The sequence below is a fragment of the Treponema putidum genome (genome assembly GCF_024401155.1).
Lineage (GTDB): Bacteria > Spirochaetota > Spirochaetia > Treponematales > Treponemataceae > Treponema_B > Treponema_B putidum.
The window spans coordinates 2,210,360-2,227,346 of the sequence record NZ_CP038804.1 but is presented as its reverse complement, the minus strand read 5'-3'; the positions used below and the strand labels follow the sequence as shown (position 1 = coordinate 2,227,346).

Below are 16,987 nucleotides of genomic sequence, written 5' to 3'. Positions count from 1 at the left end.
TTTAATTTTTATAGTAAAATTTTAATTTTTTTTTAATTCTTTTTAAATTCTTGTAATTACAGACTCAAAGGGACGTAAAATCTTCTGTTGAGGATTAAAGTTTCTATAATTAAATAGAATCGGGAGACCTCTAACCTCTTCTTTTATTTTCTGTGCCTTGCCTGACATATTAGAAAGAATAAAAAAAGTTTTATCGTCTTTTTTGCGGTAATATGCAAAGATATCTTTTCCTAAATCGACAAATTCTATATCGCCTGTTTGCAAGGCTTCTTCCTTATTTCTTAAGGCTATAAGCCTTTTGTAATAATTAAAGCAAGAATCAGGCTCGGATAGGTTCTTTTTTACATTTATCTCTTTATACCTTTCGTTCAAACGCAGCCAAGGCTTTACGGTACAAAAGCCTCCATTTTCGGAATCATCCCATGGCATGGGAGTTCTCGCATGATCCCGGGCGTAGTTCATAGTCATTTTAAAAGCCCGTTTTTTACCGAATTTAAGACGGCGGAGTGTGTCATAAATATTCTTTGTGGCTATATCATCAATTTCATCCATGCTCTTAAAGCCGGTATTGGTAAGCCCTATTTCCTCGCCTTGATAAATAAAAGGTGTCCCTTTCTGGGTTAAAAGAACCGTTGCCAGCATCTTTACGCTTTCTTTGTAGTATTTTTCTTCATCCCCAAACCTTGAAACCGAACGTGCCTGATCGTGATTTTCAAAAAAGAGGGGAGTCCAAGGCATTTTAGTCTGCCATTTTTTTAAAATTTTAATCATCCGGAAAGGTTTATATTTCCGTTTTAAAACCGGAATTTGAAACCAGCAGTCTACCCCCGTGTGATGTTCAAAAGGAAAAACAAGAGTCAATTCATCCTGAATAAAATCTTTAGCTTCTTCTAAAGAAACATCCATAGTTTCTCCCACAGTAAAGGCATTATACGGTTTTAAAACATCTCTATTTAATTCTTTTAGAATATCGTGGCAGCCCTTTTGAGAAAGATAAAACTCTTTGCCTGTTTTAATCCTTCTTTTTTTTGCATCCTCATAAGAAGTTTTATAAATGCAGTTTATAACATCGCAGCGGAAGCCTGCAACACCCATATCCAGCCAAAATTTCAATATTTTCTTTACTTCTTCAATAACCGCGGGATTGTTATAGTTTAGATCGGGCTGATTTTCGGTAAAAAGGTGAAGATAATAGAGTCCGTTTTCTTCGCAATACTTCCATGCAGAACCTAAAAAAAGACTGTCCCAGTTATTGGGAGGCAGCTTTTTACCCTTTACAAGCCTAGGTTCTTTCCAAACATAATAATTATGGTAGGGCGATTCGGGATTTTTTGATTCGATAAACCACCTGTGCTGATCGCTTGTATGGTTTATAACCAAGTCCATCACAATCTTTATATCCAGTTTATCCGCTTCTTTTAATAGAGCCTTAAAGTCATCCATGGTGCCGAATTTGGGGTTTATATCACAATAATCGGAAACATCATAGCCGTTATCATAATCGGAGGAAGCCGTTACGGGAGAAATCCAAATTGCCCCTATGCCCAGTTCCTTTAAATAAGGCAATTTTGAGATAATACCCTGAATATCCCCCATCCCGTCATTGTTTGCATCACAAAAGCTTCTGGGATATATTTGATAAAAAACCCTTTTATTCCACCATTCCATACATCTTCTCCTAAATAAATTTTATCTAACTTATATTCTAATTGTTTTTTATTATTTGTCTATATTTAAGGGGTATATATTTCAAAAAGATACACATCTTTAATTAAGGTATTGACACAATCATTTTTTTATTATAAATATTTATACTGATTTTTAGAGGCTATAGACATGGATATAAAAAATATATATACTACCCCCCCCTCCCCCCCGAAAATTTGACTATAAACTACTGGTTGTTTTAGATCAATACGATTCTGAAAATAATGGAACTACAATTACTGCTCGGCGTCTGGTCAGAGGTCTAATTAATATGGGCTGTAATGTAAGAGTAATAAGCACCGGTAAGGCAGAGGATAATAAATTTACAGTCAATGAGTTAAAATTTCCCATTGTTGATAAAATCATAAAAAGTCAAGGTATGATGTTTGCTATGCCTGATGAGGATGCACTGTATGAAGCTATAGAATGGGCTGATTTAGTTCATTTTGTTATGCCTTTTTTCCTTTCTGTAAAAGGATTAAAGATTGCCCAAAAGCTCAATAAACCTCATACTGCTGCATTTCATGTACAACCTCAGAATATTACTTATTCTGTCGGGCTAGGCAAATCAAAACTTGTAAATGATTTTTTATACCATCTTATGAAAAATACCTTTTATAAGTACTTTAGGCATATTCACTGTCCAAGTGTTTTTATTGCAAATCAGTTAAAAGAACACGGTTATACTGCTGAAACTCATGTTATATCCAATGGAGTTGCAGACCATTTTACATATAAGAAAACTGATAAACCTAAAGAGTTTGAAAATAAATTCGTAATATTGATGATAGGCAGATTATCAAAAGAAAAAAGACAAGAAATTTTAATTCAGGCGGCCGGTAAGTCGAAACATGCAGAAAACATACAGTTAATTTTTGCCGGCAAGGGTCCACAAAAAAGAAAATATGAAAAGCTATCACGACATCTTAAAAACAAGCCTATTTTTACTTTTTGCACACAAGATGAATTAATAGAAATCATTTCTTATTCGGATTTATATGTACATACAGCAGATGCCGAAATCGAGGCTATATCTTGTATTGAAGCTTTTTCTTGCGGATTAGTTCCCATAATCGCAAATAGTGTCCAATCCGCAACACCGCAATTTGCTTTAGATGAAAGAAGCCTGTTTATTGCAGGAAGTGCCGATAATCTCGCCGAGAAAATAGACTATTGGCTGGATAACAGCGAAGAAAGAAAAAAGCAGGAGATCAAATATGCTGAGTATGGAAAAGAATTCGCTCATGAAGCCTGTCTGCAAAAAATGATTCTAATGTTTGAAAAAGAGATGCAGGACTCTACTGAAGGTGCCTTATCAATAGCATAAAATATTTCTATAAAACCGTTTTGCTTTTTTTTACTTCCTCAGTCTGACTCCCTCAATGTCCGAGCTGAATAGTTCTCTCAAATCGTTTAAGCCAAGGGCCATAAGGGCCATTCGGTCTATTCCTATTCCCCAAGCCAATACGGGCACATCTACCCCCATTGTTTTTGATACTTCGGGGCGGAAGATGCCTGAACCGCCAAGCTCGAACCAGCCTAAAACGGGATGCTTTATGTGTACTTCAATCGAGGGCTCAGTGAATGGGAAGTAGCCGCCGACATATTTTACTTCGGTAGCGCCGGCTATTTCGACGGCGAACATTTTTAGGATTCCTAAAAGGGTTTTTAAATTGACCTCATTGCCTAAAACAATGCCTTCGGTTTGGTAAAAGTCCGATAAGTGGGTAGCATCTACCTTATCATACCGGAAACATCGGGCTATGCCGAAATATTTGCCGGGTATTTTAGCCTTTGCCAGCTGATGGGCAGAAAGAACCGTTCCTTGGCTTCTGAGTAAGAGTCGCTTTGTAAAATCCCTGTCAAAGGAATAATTCCAGCCTCGGCTTCCTGTGTTTCCGCCTGTCTCGTGGACTTCGGCAACGCGGGATAAAAAGGGTTCTTCAATGCTCTTTGCGTGAGTAGGATTTTTTATGTAGTAAACGTCATGAATATCGCGGGCTGCGTGGAATTGGGGCATAAAAAGGGCGTCCGAATTCCAAAAATCTGTTTCTACGAGCGGGCCGTCAAATTCTTCAAAGCCTAAGCCTACGAGTTTATCCTTTACACCCTCCAAAAAATCGCAATAGGGGTTAGTTCTTCCCGAAATTATACGGGCAGGAGGGAGATTTATATTATAACTTCTAAATGTTTGATTTTTCCAGCTTCCGGTTTTTAAGCTCTCGGCAGTAAGCTGTCCTGTTTCGTCGCCCGTAATACCCTCCGCTTCAAGTTCTCTTTGAAGGGCTTCTACCTCATCCGTAAAAGAGTAAACAACTGAGTCTCTTTCTACTATTTTATACGGGCTGTCGGCCGCTCCGCGTTTTTTTGCAATGGTAGTTATTATTTTTAATTCTTCGGCATTTAAATTTTCTTCCGAAAGAAGATGATCGGCCGCCTCTTTTCCTTTTTTTAATAAGCTTTTTAGCAATTCTAAGCGGCCGGAAGAAGGCTCTGCAACGAAAGATGCTCTTTTTTCTTCATCCATTTTAACGGCCCCTTCTTTTGAAAGGGTTCCGAAGGCTGAGCCTACATCCTTATTGGGAAGATTGAGGGCTTCGGCAATTTCAGGAAGGCGTAATTTACCTTTTTCTTTTAAAAGAGAAAGAATTCGTTGTTCAGGCATTCCATTTTCCGCAAAATCTTTTCCCAGTTCGGTAAGTTCAAAAAAAATCTTTGTTTTTCTGCTTTTTTCTTTAACAAGTTCTTTCATCTTAAGCCATGAAAACACCTGATTTGCATGTCCTTCTTTATAATCTAATTGCAGCTCCAATGCTTTTGTATCAAGGTCTTCATCTTTTTTAAATTTTTTTAACACCTTAATTTCAAGAGGATGAAGATTTTTTATAATATTTTTTATATCCATATTTACTCCGAGGTTTCTTGTATAAAATATAAAGGATTATACCATATTTTTAAGTCTTTGTACACAATTTAGCTTATATAAATTTTAGGACTTTACAAAAAATATTACTTATTATATAATAGGATGTCGGCTGTGTACTAAATAATTCAGCTAAAAACGCCGATAAGATATAGGCAGTACCGATAATTTTGAAATTTTAATTTAGTTATTATTTAATATGGTATAGTCAAAAGAGGGGTTTAAAGTGTCAAAAACACGAACATATAAAAGGGCAGAAAATAACTTAGTACGGTATTTTAATGAGCTTTTTAGAGCTTTCTGTGCGGCCGTATCTAAGGGTGTAATGAAGTTCATTAACGGCGGACGCAAAAAACTTACCATAATGGTTGTTCCGCACTCTCAAAAAAGGGTCGTAAATTTTCAGGCAAGTATATTTTCGATTATTTTTGTATCCGTACTGCTTTTAGGTATTTTAGCTTCATTTTTTTGGTTTACAGCCGAATCCATAGCTTCAGCCAAAAAGCTGGCAAACCTAAAAGAAGAAACACGCAAAACTCAAGCGAGCCTTAATGTTTTAAAAAATGAAACAAATGATTTTTTAAAAAATGCAAAAAATTTTCAATCCACTCTTTCTTCTACGTTAGCATCATTGGGCTTACAGTCTATTATGGAAACAGGAGCGGAAAATGATGATTCAAGCGATCTTTCACTCTTGTTTAACGTACAAGAGCAAGCTCAAGGAACTGCCAGGGAAGTAAATGAGCTAAAAAAATTCTCAGCCTACTTACAGGATACCATTCAGCCTGTACAGGAAATGGCAAAGCTCATGGACACTCAAACAGCCCTATTTTCAGATATTCCCAGTCTTTGGCCCATCAAAGGGGGTATCGGACATATCACGATGGCATTCGGCCAAAACCGGCACCCTTTTACCGGCCAATGGTATATTCATACGGGTATAGACCTTGCAACAGGCCGTTCCGGCGATCCCATTATGGCTACAGCTGACGGCCAAGTTATTACAGTAGAAACGGATTCGGGCTGGGGCAACTACATTATTATCAAACATAAGCATGGTTTTTTTACGAGGTATGCTCACCTAAGCTCATTTAGAGTTACAAGAGGGCAGCATGTACAAAAAGGTCAAGTAATAGGTTATATAGGAAATACAGGCATATCTACCGGCCCTCATTTGCACTATGAGGTCCACATAGGTTCGGATGTTGTAGATCCTATGAAATATCTGAACATAAAAAATACCGGAAGAAAAAAATAGTCATGGCCGATTTTACTGATGATATTTCCATAAACACAATCATAGGCCCGGGAACCTTCGTAAACGGAAGTTTAAGTGTGCCCGGCTTTTTACGTATAGATGGAGATATAAACGGAGATATCAACACTCCCGGAAGAGTTATAATTGCAGAGAACGCCAGAGTCAGGGGCAACATACACGCCAAATCAATAACCATAGGCGGAATGGTTCAGGGCGATGTTATAGCCCCGGAAAGCGTAGTAGTATTGTCAACAGGCCTTGTTTTAGGTTCCGTTTTGACAAAAAAGATACGCCTTGATGATGATGTATTTTTACACGGCTACTGCTTTGCCGTAGATAATCAAAATGAATTTGAAAAGGCAGAAAAAGAATATAAAAACAGACAGGGCCTTGCGGCTTCTGCTCTTGTGCATTCAAGGTGAGGTTAAATTATGGGAAACTCTGTGGACACAAGCAACTATGTTTCCGCTCTTAATACTGCCGCACCTTTAATAGCAAAAGATTCGCATACTCAAAAAAATCAAACACGAAAAGCAGAAGATACCAAGCTAAAAAAGCAAAAATCCTTTTTAGACACAATTTTGGATAATAATATTCAAGAATCTGAAGAATTCTATTATGAAAAAAAGCTGGAAGGTCTTAATCTTGAAGAAAGAAAAAAGGCCGTAGATGACATTCTGGCTCTTTTACAAGACGATGTCTATTCAAGCGGGGCAAATCTGGCTGATAATGTAAATACCGAAACTATTACCAAATATAAACAAGCTGTTAAAAAATTTGTCCGTTTTGCCGTTTCTCACTCTCTTGACGCAAAAGCGGTAACTTCAGGAGGCTTAAATCCTCTAAAACAGCGTAATTATGTAATAGTAAAAGTCATTGATGAAAAAATAGACAAGCTGACACAGGAACTTTTATTTAATCAACTTGAAAAACTACAAATTTTAGCTAAACTGGATGAAATAAAAGGCCTTTTAATCAATTTGACAACATAGCGGAGTAAAAATGGATTATGATATTAATGAAAATATAGAAGATATTGAATCTCTTGAAGATAAGGATCAAAAGCCTGTAAAAATGAGCTCAAATCCTAAAGATTTTCCTCAACCCCTGTATGAACTTAATTTGGATTACTCAAAAGAAAGCTTTTATGCGACAGCTGACGAACACCAAGAGTTTAAAACGGGAGACTTTGTTCTTGTACCTACACGATATGGTAATGATGCAGCAAGATTAGGAGGTCTTGTCAAAACTCCCATCAATGCAGATCCTGACGAGGTTGTAAAAATTATTCGAAAAATAAATACTGAAGAAGAGATTATCTTAGAAGAAAACAATAAAAAAGAAAAAGAAGCTGCCAAGATTTTTAAAGAAAAGGTGTCCTTAAATAACTTGGAAATGAAATTTATAGGTTGTCATTTTTTGCTTGATGAACCGAAGGTATTATTCTTTTTCAGTGCCGACACCCGTATAGATTTTAGAAAGCTGGTTAAAGATCTCGTTTCCGTTTTTAAAATACGAGTTGAGTTAAGGCAAATAGGTGTTAGAGACGAATCTAGAATTATAGGAGGACTCGGCTGCTGCGGCAGGCCCTATTGCTGCCATAATGTAACCGATAAACTCAAGCCTGTTTCTATAAAAATGGCGAAAGAGCAAAATCTATCGTTGAATTCATCTAAAATATCGGGACAGTGCGGAAGGTTATTATGCTGTCTCTCTTACGAATATGATTGGTATGCAGAAGCAAGAAGATCGATGCCGCCGGAAGGAGCAAAGTTCTCGTATGACGGCACAATCTTTAAAATTACCGAAGTAAATCTTCTTAACAGGATGGTCTCTCTTTTAGGAGATGACGGCCGAATCCTTTCTCTCCCTGCAAAACGTATAGTCAATATCGGGGGAAAGTGGCAGGTAAGATAGATTATTTTTCCATATTTTTTTCTGTTATACCCAGCTTTTTTAAATAGGCATAAAGTTTATCTGCAGTGTGCTTACTTATTGCATGTTCCATCTCGCAAGCATCAGTATCTGCAATTTCATAATCTACTTTAAGAACTTGAGTTAAAAAAGCTCTTAGCGCATTGTGTCTTGTACGGACATCTTTTGCAATAGCCTTGCCTTTTTTTGTTAAAGTAATGGTTCCATAAGGCTCTTGCTCAATATATCCATCTTCTTTTAGCCCCCCAAGAGACTTATTAACACTTGCCCTCGAAACGTTTAATGCTCTTGCAACATCAATAGACCTCACGTGCTCATCAATCAAAGATAAGTCATAAATACGTTCAAGATAATCTTCTTTTGAGGAAGTAATAGTTCCTGCTACATGCGTTCGTTTATTCATGCTAATATTATACACTATTTCCTTTGACAAAACAAGGACTTTTTTGTATCATATCAAAAGAATGTTTGTTCTATTTTTGTACTGGATTGTAGATACGGAACTATGTTGATAAAATTAAAAAAAAGTATACCGGTTATAATATTCATTTTTCTAATAGGCTTTCCGGCCTTTTCTCATCCTCATATGTGGTTTACAAGCTCCCTTGAGGTAGTTTTTTCGAGGAAAGCTATAAAAGGAGCCTATATTACATGGACATTTGATAGATTTTTTAGTGCAGATGTAATAAGCGGTTATGACTTAAATGGCGACGGAATATTCAGCACAAAAGAAACTGCCGATGTTTACGAAAATGCATTTAGCTACACTGAAAATTTTTATTATTTTACCTTCATTAGGCAGGGAGAAAAACGGGTAACCCCTGAGCATATTGAAAAAGACTCTTTTTCCGTTTGGCAAAATAAGGGTATTTTAAGTTACCGCTTTTTTATAGATTTAAGCGGGTTTGAGGGGCAGGAAATATTTTTAGCCTGCTATGATTATACGTTTTTTTGCGATATTACCTATCCTGAAAATGCGGCCGTTAAATTCATATATGACAAAACTATGGTAAAGCCATCATATATGATTATAGAAAATAAAAATTATCCCGTTTATTATGACCCTTTAGGAGCAATGGACGATAATAGAATATATTATAAATGGGCACCCGGGCTTAATACCTATTATCCAAAAGAAGTAAGAATTAGGTTTGAAAATGCTTATGAAAAAAAGATGGATAATTATTTTTTTTGTCGTTAATATAACCTCATTATTTGCAAATCCTTTTACAGGCAAAAAGAATTCTCCTATGCCTGTATATCAAGGACAACCTTCGGAAAATATTTTAAGGGGTCAGCGTATTTTAAACCAAAAGCTGGGAGATTATATAAACGATTGGAAAGAAAATAAAAATTTTAACGTTTTATTGTCCATATTGGCCATTGCATTCTTATACGGCTTGGTTCATGCAGCAGGGCCGGGACACCGTAAGACTGTAATCTTTTCGTTTTACATTACAAAAGAATCAAATAGCTTAGAGCCTCTTTTTACAGGTCTTATTTTGGCAGGTGCACATGGAGGTGCCGCAATAGTCCTTATGCTTATTTTTAAGGGGCTTTCAGGAGCAATCCTCTCACGTTCAAATGATGCAATGATATACATGGAGGGAGTTTCTTTTTTAATTTTGATAGTGCTATCTCTTTGCGGAATAATTGATGCACTAAAAGATATAAATACAAAAAAAAATTCTGAGAATAAAAAACTTAAACTTGGGGCAATTTTACTAAGCGGTATTTATCCTTGTCCGGCGGCAATGCTTGTTTTGGTCTTAGCTGTAAGCCTTGATGTTTTAGCCTTAGGAATTTTTTCGGTAATAGCTATGTCTATAGGGATGAGTATCCCGATAATAGCATCAGGATATTTAGCATGGGCCGGAAGGACAGGTCTTTTTTATAAATTAAAAAATAAAGAAAAACTTGTAGGACTAATCGGCTCAATTCTCCAGATCGGAGGATATAGCTTTTTACTCTACATTTCGGTAAAAACAGCCTTGCCTTTTATCCTAAGTTTGTTTAGAATACTAAAATAAAATTTATTTTGCAGGAGTTAATATGAAATCTATCAATATTATGAAAATTTACCTGTTTATTTTTTCTATGCTGTTTCTTACAAGCTGTTCAAGCATACAAAAAGACTGGAAAACGGACGGATCCGCTATCGAAAAAGATATAGCTCTGTCAAAAAAACATGGGCTAATGCTTTTTACTGCTTCGGATACCGATCCGCAAAGTAAAAACTTATTAGAAAACGTTTTTACCGGCAGCTTATTTTCAAAAATAAATAAGGATTTTATTTTTTACAATGTAGACATAGTAAAGGATGAAGAATCAGCCGATTCGGTTCAACTGGAAAAAAATTATGTCCTTTTTTCGGATTATAATATTACTCAAGTTCCATACCTGTGTTTGATAAATGAACACGGAGACGTTTATCATTCGGATCTAATTCCTGAACAGATTACATCCTCTTCTTCATTTTTAGAGTATTTGAATAAACTAAAAGAAAAGGGAAAAGCTGTAGAAAATTTACGAAAAAACATCAATGAAGCGAACGGCCCTGAAAAAATAAAGGCTATAAACGCATTTTTTGATAAAATTTATCTTGTCGATTCCGAAAAGTACAGAAATCTTTTTGAAGAAGGCATAAAAAGCGATCCTTCAAATGAAAGCGGACTATTAGGCTCCTTTATACTTGCGAGAATGCAGCTAAACATTGAACCATTGTTTAAACAACAAAAACACAATGAAATAATAGCAGAATTAAACAAAACCTTAGAAACAGGGCTTCTAACTTCTGAAGAAGAGCAAGGGGTATTATGCAATATTGCATATTTTTACTCTATTTTACCGAATACGCCTGCAAAAAAAATAATAGAATACCTTGAAGCAGCTTTAAAAAAAGCCCCTAACTCTTTTAGAGCCGCAACCATAAGGGAAGATATTGAATACCTGAAAAATAAAAATTAAATGCTTATATCAACTAAGCCTGAAACGGCTTCTTGCTTGGCAAAGGCCTTTGATGTATAGCTGTAGTTCGGTTTTATGGATATTATTTCTTGCCTCAAATCAGTCATTCGGGATTGTAAAAGCTCCCTGTTCTTTTTATTTTGGTCTATGACTTGGGATTGAAGTTTACTCAGATCCGATTTAAGCCTTACAACCTCGGCGTCGTCCTTATCGGGCATACCGAATCGGTACATTTCTTCTATCGGGTCTATTACCTTTTGAATTGTAAAAATATCCCCAATTATCGACTGTTCCAACTCCGTGTGATGCACCAAGGCATCTATATTATCTTCATGTATGCTTCGCTCCTGTGTTTCAAGGACAACAAGATAGTCGCTGAATTTTTTTCTTTGTTCTTGTAAAAGAGTCTTAAACCTTTTAAGAACAGCAACCCTCTGATCGATTTCTTGGCGGCTTAATGTTTTCTTCATAAGTTTTTTACCCCGCTATGTTTACACCTACGGAAACCTCAGACCTTTGAGGCACAGGTTGAGACACAGTAATCTGCTTCCATGCATCATGTAGCTCCTGCATCATCGAGCTTACATCCAACAAGGGTTTGTAGTCTTTTTTTAAATTTGCGGTTAAAAGCTGCTGGTTAAAATACGAGTAAATAGAAAGAAGATTTGCCGCTATTTCTCCCCCAATATCCATATCTAAGGCCGCCATAAGCTCTGTAATAATCTCTTGGGCTTTAATGATGTGGTTGTTTATGGGTTCGATATCTTTTGCAGGAATTTTAGGCACATTCATCTTAGAAATTGCAAGATTTATCTCTTTTATTCCCTCTGCATAAAGCATAAGAATAAGAGAGCCCGGACTTGCCGTTTTAACACTTGTTTCTTTATAGGCTGCTGCTGCCTGACTATTATAACTCATATCCCCTCCAAAAATAAAAATAAGTGTCTCCTAAATTTATCGGTATTTAAGATAAGGCCTTTAGTAAAAGCCTTTATTTCAATTTAATTTGCTATCAACCTTAATAGATAAAAATATAAAAAGTTACATACTTTCTTTTATGCTTTTGCCGTAAACCTGTGTATTCAAGGCTGTCAAAAAGAGAACTTGCGTTTTAAACTTTTTAATGCTATACTTAACCTATGAGTTTAAATGCTTTTTTTCAAGAAATGGAATTTCATATTAACGGCGATATCCGCAAAAAGTGTAATTTAAAGTCGGCTCTCTTTTCTTCATGCGGAAATATTATATTTGAAAACATTTCCGAAGTTCATAATTTTGTGTTTAATTTTAATTCTCTTGTAAATAAAGGCCTTTTTGGAGAAGGACAAGCTCATTTAAAAGCAGGCGAATTAAATGCGATGGGGATTTTGGATGAAGTTCTTCATTATGTTTTAAGACTTTACCGTCAAAATGTTGATGCCGATTTTTTTGTTAAGGGATATGAATTTATCGAAAAAGAATTTAAAAATAAAAATCTTCATAGTCTTGATTTTTTATTAAAAGAGTTTTGCAAAGATTTTCCTCCAAAGGATGTTTACACGGATAAGCTCTCCTTAGATGAATGGTTTGAATCAACTGACGGCTCATCAAATGTACCCAACAAACTGCTCGCCTTTGAAGAGTTTATTTTACTATGCCTTGCAAATAGAAATCCTGCAAATGCACAATTTGATGTTTTATTTAATGATTTAAATTTAAAAACAATAGATTCATACGGTATTTTTTGGGATACGGTAAAAAAATGGTCAAAAAAAAATAAGCCCATAGGGGCCATACTTGGAAAAGGACAAGGAGACCTTGATATTCTTTCTTTTTTGGAAGAACCTATCAACCGTTGCCCTGACAGTATTTTAGGGCAGCTTAGCTATGTAAAAGAAAACTGGAGCCGCTTTACTCAAAATCTTTTGCTTAAACTTTTGGGTGCCGAGGACTTAATAAGGGAAGAACAAAAGGGCGGATGGACACCGCCCCAAGGGGGAGGCTTTGATGTTCCGGTCTATACCTTTGAAAATTTGTTAAAAGAGTATGAGGCTTTTACTCCCGATAAAAATTGGATGCCCAATTTGGTTTTAATAGCAAAGAGTACCTTGGTTTGGCTGGATCAATTAAGCAAAAAATATTCTGCACCGATTACCCGCTTAGATCAAATTCCTGATGCCGAGCTCAAATTTTTGGCGGATGCGGGAATAACGGGACTTTGGTTAATCGGAGTTTGGCAGCGTTCCGAGGCGAGCCGCCGTATTAAAGAAATTTGCGGGAATCCTGATGCGGCCGCCAGTGCCTACAGTATTTATGACTATGAAATTGCAGAAGAATTGGGCGGCTGGCCGGCTCTGGTTAATTTAAGGGAAAGAGCTTGGAAATTCGGAATTAGAATGGCGGCCGACATGGTTCCCAATCATACGGGGCTTGACTCCAAATGGATTATGGAAGAGCCGAATCTTTTTTTACAAACAAGAGACTCTCCTTTTCCCGCCTATAATTACAATACTGAAAACCTTTCCCGGGATGGAAGAACCGGTGTTTATCTTGAAAGCGGTTATTATTCAAAGACGGATTGTGCCGTAGTTTTTAAACGCGCCGATAACTATTCCGGCGATGTACGCTATATCTATCATGGAAATGACGGCACAGGCCTCCCATGGAATGATACGGCTCAAATAGATTTTTTAAACAAGGAGGCGAGGGAAAAAGTTATCCAAAAAATTCTCCATGTTGCAAGGAATTTTCCCATCATACGCTTCGATGCGGCTATGGTGCTTGCTAAAAAACATATTCGTCGTCTATGGTACCCGGCTCCCGGTTCAGGCGGAGACATTGCAAGCCGATCCCGCTATGCTCTTTCTATTGAAGAATTTGAAAAAAGAATTCCTGAAGAATTTTGGAGGGAGGTTGTAGACCGCTGCGCAAATGAAGCTCCCGACACTCTCTTACTGGCCGAAGCCTTTTGGATGATGGAAGGCTACTTTGTCCGCACCCTCGGAATGCATCGCGTATATAACTCTGCATTTATGAATATGCTCAAAAACGAAGAAAACGCAAAATACAGGGAAACCATAAAGAACACTCTTGAATTTGACCCTGAGATATTAAGGCGGTATGTCAATTTTATGAATAACCCTGATGAAGAAACAGCCATAGCCCAATTCGGGGACGGAGATAAGTACTTCGGCGTCTGCACAATGATGTCGGCTATGCCTGGCCTTCCAATGTTCGGGCACGGTCAGCTTGAAGGCTTTACGGAAAAGTACGGGATGGAATATAAAAGAGCTTATAAGGATGAAGCCGTAAACTCCGGTCTGCTTGAAAGGCATAAAAAGGAAATATTTCCTCTTTTAAAAAAACGCCATATTTTTTCGGGCGTTGAAAAATTTAGACTCTTTGATTTTTGGAATGAGGGGAATGTAAACGAAAATGTCTTTGTTTGGTCAAATGATTTTAACGGAGAGCGTTCATTGATATTTTATAATAATGCCTATGAAAGAGCCTCGGGGTGGGTAAAACTTTCAGCGGCTTTTGCCGTAAAAAATGCACAAAATGAAAAAGAATTAAGGCAAGAAAATCTTATGAACGCTCTTAATTTAAATTCGGGAGAGTACTATTTTACGGTGTTTTATGAGCAGCGTTCTTCCTTATTCTTTTTAAGAAAAAATTCCGAACTTGCCGAAAAGGGCTTTTTTGCAGCCTTAGACGGTTATCAATGCCAAGTATTTTTAAACATCCATGAGATTAAGGATGATGATGGCTATTATAGGGAACTCTATCACAAAGCGGAAGGACGGGGTTTTAAAGACATTGAATTCGAAATAAATAAATGTAAGTACGGGGCTCTCTACGTGACCGTTCAGGACCTATGCACTAAACAAATTTTTCCTCAAATTGCTGATTATTGCGATACTTCTAAAAAAGACGAGAAAACAATTGAAGATATATTGAAGAAACTTTATCCTAAATTTTCGGATTTCTTTGATGCCTTTGAAGAAATATTTTTTAAGACCTTTTATTCTGATGAAGAAAAAGAAACTTTAAAAGGCCTCAAAGAAAAAAACAAGGCCGAAGCTTTGAGTTTAAAAAATTCTATGGAGTGTTTTTTATGCCTTTGTTCAAATGAGCCTTTAATTGACGGAAATGTTAATGATAAAAGTCTTAAAAGCGAAGAAACAACCTTATTTATAAATGATCTTAAGACATTGCTTCTTAACACAAAAGATGATGTACTCATATATACGGCAGGCCTTTTATTGTCTGCCCTGTTTAAATTTTTTCCTAAAGAAAAAATAAAAACCTGCCGCCTTGATTCTGCTCTTGCCGAAATGCTTTGCTCTTTTGGCGTCCCGGAATTAAATTCAAAAAGCACCTTATTTTTGTTAAACCGCTTATTTTGCTTGGCGGAAACTGAGAAAAAGTTTTTTGAAAATTTGATTTCAAAAAAGGATTGCGTTAAGGACTTTATGGATTTTTGTTTACATGATGAAGTACTTAAAAATTGTTTAGGTTTGAACGAGTGGAATGGGGAGCTTTGGTTTAATAAAGAATCTACGGAAAGGCTGGCTTTGATAAATATTTTGTTTAAACTTGTATGGGAAGAAAGACCTGAAGATAGTGTACATAAATGCAATATTTTATCTTTAAACTCTTATGCCGGTATTTATTCGGATATGACCAAGATGTTTTCGGCTGCCGAATATAAGGTAAAAAGCCTTATTGATTTATAAAGAGAAAAAACTAATCTTTTTCGGCATTTTCTTCTGCGTATTTTTTAAATTCTTCCTCGCTCATTTTATCGGAATAAATAGGATAAAGGGCTTCCACAAGCTCTTCAAGCGTGGGAAATTTAGCTCCATCAAGTTTATATGACATAAAAACTACCTCTCCATATATTTTAGCATATTTTCAATTTCTTTTTTAGAGGCCTGTATCTTTTTTATATTTTTTATAGGTTTGTCCAAATCTTTCATGTATTCAGGCTGATTAGGCTTTTCGCCGCAGGCATCCTCGACTATATCGCTTTCAAAGGCCGGATGGTCTTTTGAAATAAGAACAATGGTTTCAGGCCCCTTATTTTTTAAAATTTTACTCTTTATGGCGGCCCCATAGGCTGCAGCAGTAGAAGTATCGATCATAATTCCATATCTTTGATAGGCCTTTCTGATAAGTTCTTTATAGTCCTTAGCATCTACCTGCTTTGGAAAAATTAAGGCTTTCATAATTGCGGGGCTTATTTCAAAAATCTGTTCCAAGCGCTCAATGTTTGAGGGGCTTACAGGATCCGCTGCACTTCTTTGGGTCAAAGGAATTTCCATTGTTTTGCAAAAGCAATCTCCGTCCTTGTTTACCGATAGTTCAGGTGTAGCATCCGTAATAAAGCCGTTTAGGGAAAGCCCGCTCTTCCATGCAAAAAGACCGGCTGCAAGATTTCCATAATTACCTGAATGAAGAGCATAATAGATTTCGCCGAAAATCTGTTTTCTAAAGCGGGTAAAAGCAAAAAAATAGAAGAATATTTGGGGCAGGAGCCGGCCTATGTTTACCGTATTTGCTAAGGTAAGGCCGTATTTTTCTACAAGAGCTCTATCAAGATATACGGCTCTTTTTAAGTTTTCAACGTCCTTTACATCTCCGTCACATTCTACAGAGTAAATAGAACCTCCGTTTTCGGCTAAATATTCTTCCCTGATACCGGATGCATAACCTTTGGGGTGTATTAAGAGCGTTTTAACTCTTTTTTTATTCCAAAAAGCGGCAGCCATGCTTTGACCATTCTTTTTGGTTCCCGTTCCTAAAACTATGGCTTTTTTGTCGGTTATGGTTAAAATATGTTCAAGAACCGAGGCAAACCATAAAAAGCCGAAATCTCTGTGGCAGCCTGTCGGCCCGTGAAAAAGATCCAGCAAAAAGAATTTTTCGTCCAATTGCCGCAATCTGGGGCTGTAATTTCCGAAAGCTGAAACGGCGATACGTTCCGATACGGCCGGGCTGAATTCTTCTTGCAGTATTGCAGAGGTTAAGGAGCCCGCTATGGCGGCAAAACTGGAAGTTTCATTAAGATGAAAAGTCCAATTGCTTAAGTCCAAGGCTTCTTTCGGAATATAAAGTCCTCCATCGGCCGGAATACAGTCTGTTACGGCCTCATAGAAAGATACTATCTTATTACTGTTACGTGTACTTACCAGATCCATGTTTTCCTATTGTATCAT

Annotated in this window: 16 protein-coding genes; 9 read left to right on the top strand and 7 right to left on the bottom strand. The window is 36.7% G+C overall.

Going from position 1 to position 16,987, the window contains the following annotated elements; genetic code table 11:
* Positions 1-42 precede the first annotated feature (42 nt).
* A complete protein-coding gene (locus tag E4N74_RS10405) occupies positions 43-1,668 on the bottom strand; it encodes an alpha-glucosidase (protein ID WP_255817574.1) in 1,626 nt (541 codons plus the stop codon).
* A 229-nt stretch (positions 1,669-1,897) separates the two neighbouring features.
* Here E4N74_RS10405 and E4N74_RS10400 point away from each other — a divergent pair, with 229 nt between their 5' ends.
* Positions 1,898-3,034 carry a glycosyltransferase gene (locus E4N74_RS10400; RefSeq protein WP_420832869.1) on the top strand — a complete coding sequence of 379 codons (1,137 nt, stop codon included), beginning with the start codon at positions 1,898-1,900 and terminating at the stop codon, positions 3,032-3,034.
* A 30-nt stretch (positions 3,035-3,064) separates the two neighbouring features.
* On the opposite strand, the gene pheS is transcribed toward E4N74_RS10400, so the two are convergent.
* Positions 3,065-4,612 (bottom strand): phenylalanine--tRNA ligase subunit alpha, encoded by a 1,548-nt coding sequence (gene pheS, locus E4N74_RS10395; protein WP_255817562.1) that lies wholly within the window; start codon positions 4,610-4,612, stop codon positions 3,065-3,067.
* 244 nt (positions 4,613-4,856) lie between these two features.
* Here pheS and E4N74_RS10390 point away from each other — a divergent pair, with 244 nt between their 5' ends.
* The 4 genes from E4N74_RS10390 to E4N74_RS10375 are packed head-to-tail and all read left to right on the top strand — an operon-like array spanning position 4,857 to position 7,805.
* Complete coding sequence (locus E4N74_RS10390; RefSeq protein ID WP_255805216.1) at positions 4,857-5,888, top strand: M23 family metallopeptidase; 1,032 nt, start codon at positions 4,857-4,859, stop codon at positions 5,886-5,888.
* Between the two features lie 2 nt (positions 5,889-5,890).
* The gene (locus E4N74_RS10385; RefSeq protein ID WP_044977981.1) at positions 5,891-6,310 is read left to right on the top strand and encodes a bactofilin family protein; all 420 of its coding nucleotides are present in this window, start codon (positions 5,891-5,893) and stop codon (positions 6,308-6,310) included.
* 9 nt (positions 6,311-6,319) lie between these two features.
* A complete protein-coding gene (locus E4N74_RS10380) occupies positions 6,320-6,880 on the top strand; it encodes a YaaR family protein (protein ID WP_044977974.1) in 561 nt (186 codons plus the stop codon).
* 10 nt (positions 6,881-6,890) lie between these two features.
* Positions 6,891-7,805, top strand: a complete 915-nt coding sequence (locus E4N74_RS10375; RefSeq protein ID WP_044977973.1) for a PSP1 domain-containing protein — start codon at positions 6,891-6,893, stop codon at positions 7,803-7,805.
* A gap of 1 nt (position 7,806) precedes the next feature.
* Here E4N74_RS10375 and E4N74_RS10370 read toward each other — a convergent pair whose 3' ends face one another.
* Complete coding sequence (locus E4N74_RS10370; protein WP_255817560.1) at positions 7,807-8,226, bottom strand: metal-dependent transcriptional regulator; 420 nt, start codon at positions 8,224-8,226, stop codon at positions 7,807-7,809.
* A gap of 102 nt (positions 8,227-8,328) precedes the next feature.
* On the opposite strand from E4N74_RS10370, the gene E4N74_RS10365 reads away from it, so the two are divergent.
* The 3 genes from E4N74_RS10365 to E4N74_RS10355 are packed head-to-tail and all read left to right on the top strand — an operon-like array spanning position 8,329 to position 10,790.
* Positions 8,329-9,024, top strand: a complete 696-nt coding sequence (locus tag E4N74_RS10365; RefSeq protein ID WP_044977970.1) for a DUF1007 family protein — start codon at positions 8,329-8,331, stop codon at positions 9,022-9,024.
* A complete protein-coding gene (locus E4N74_RS10360; RefSeq protein ID WP_255817558.1) occupies positions 8,987-9,853 on the top strand; it encodes a nickel/cobalt transporter in 867 nt (288 codons plus the stop codon). The genes E4N74_RS10365 and E4N74_RS10360 overlap by 38 nt, the downstream gene beginning before the upstream one ends.
* A 22-nt stretch (positions 9,854-9,875) precedes the next feature.
* Complete coding sequence (locus tag E4N74_RS10355) at positions 9,876-10,790, top strand: hypothetical protein (protein ID WP_044977967.1); 915 nt, start codon at positions 9,876-9,878, stop codon at positions 10,788-10,790.
* Here E4N74_RS10355 and E4N74_RS10350 read toward each other — a convergent pair.
* A complete protein-coding gene (locus E4N74_RS10350; RefSeq protein WP_044977964.1) occupies positions 10,787-11,260 on the bottom strand; it encodes a hypothetical protein in 474 nt (157 codons plus the stop codon). The genes E4N74_RS10355 and E4N74_RS10350 overlap by 4 nt on opposite strands.
* Positions 11,261-11,267: 7 nt before the next feature.
* Positions 11,268-11,708, bottom strand: coding sequence for a flagellar export chaperone FliS (fliS, locus tag E4N74_RS10345; protein WP_044977960.1), 441 nt, complete (start codon positions 11,706-11,708; stop codon positions 11,268-11,270).
* 221 nt (positions 11,709-11,929) lie between these two features.
* On the opposite strand from fliS, the gene E4N74_RS10340 reads away from it, so the two are divergent.
* Positions 11,930-15,505, top strand: a complete 3,576-nt coding sequence (locus E4N74_RS10340; RefSeq protein WP_255817551.1) for an alpha-amylase family glycosyl hydrolase — start codon at positions 11,930-11,932, stop codon at positions 15,503-15,505.
* Between the two features lie 10 nt (positions 15,506-15,515).
* Here E4N74_RS10340 and E4N74_RS10335 read toward each other — a convergent pair whose 3' ends face one another.
* Entirely contained in the window at positions 15,516-15,650 is a 135-nt protein-coding gene (locus E4N74_RS10335) for a hypothetical protein (RefSeq protein ID WP_002673521.1), read from the bottom strand.
* A gap of 5 nt (positions 15,651-15,655) precedes the next feature.
* Positions 15,656-16,969 (bottom strand): PALP domain-containing protein, encoded by a 1,314-nt coding sequence (locus tag E4N74_RS10330; RefSeq protein WP_255805213.1) that lies wholly within the window; start codon positions 16,967-16,969, stop codon positions 15,656-15,658.
* Positions 16,970-16,987 lie beyond the last annotated feature (18 nt).

Bases quoted from the DNA above. Each gene is read 5' to 3' on its own strand.
- E4N74_RS10340 (WP_255817551.1), top strand. From the start codon at position 11,930: ATGAGTTTAAATGCTTTTTTTCAAGAAATGGAATTTCATATTAACGGC.
- pheS (WP_255817562.1), bottom strand. From the start codon at position 4,612: ATGGATATAAAAAATATTATAAAAAATCTTCATCCTCTTGAAATTAAG.
- E4N74_RS10365 (WP_044977970.1), top strand. From the start codon at position 8,329: ATGTTGATAAAATTAAAAAAAAGTATACCGGTTATAATATTCATTTTT.
- fliS (WP_044977960.1), bottom strand. From the start codon at position 11,708: ATGAGTTATAATAGTCAGGCAGCAGCAGCCTATAAAGAAACAAGTGTT.
- E4N74_RS10380 (WP_044977974.1), top strand. From the start codon at position 6,320: ATGGGAAACTCTGTGGACACAAGCAACTATGTTTCCGCTCTTAATACT.
- E4N74_RS10375 (WP_044977973.1), top strand. From the start codon at position 6,891: ATGGATTATGATATTAATGAAAATATAGAAGATATTGAATCTCTTGAA.
- E4N74_RS10360 (WP_255817558.1), top strand. From the start codon at position 8,987: ATGAAAAAAAGATGGATAATTATTTTTTTTGTCGTTAATATAACCTCA.
- E4N74_RS10405 (WP_255817574.1), bottom strand. From the start codon at position 1,668: ATGGAATGGTGGAATAAAAGGGTTTTTTATCAAATATATCCCAGAAGC.
- E4N74_RS10355 (WP_044977967.1), top strand. From the start codon at position 9,876: ATGAAATCTATCAATATTATGAAAATTTACCTGTTTATTTTTTCTATG.
- E4N74_RS10385 (WP_044977981.1), top strand. From the start codon at position 5,891: ATGGCCGATTTTACTGATGATATTTCCATAAACACAATCATAGGCCCG.
- E4N74_RS10370 (WP_255817560.1), bottom strand. From the start codon at position 8,226: ATGAATAAACGAACGCATGTAGCAGGAACTATTACTTCCTCAAAAGAA.
- E4N74_RS10330 (WP_255805213.1), bottom strand. From the start codon at position 16,969: ATGGATCTGGTAAGTACACGTAACAGTAATAAGATAGTATCTTTCTAT.
- E4N74_RS10350 (WP_044977964.1), bottom strand. From the start codon at position 11,260: ATGAAGAAAACATTAAGCCGCCAAGAAATCGATCAGAGGGTTGCTGTT.
- E4N74_RS10335 (WP_002673521.1), bottom strand. From the start codon at position 15,650: ATGTCATATAAACTTGATGGAGCTAAATTTCCCACGCTTGAAGAGCTT.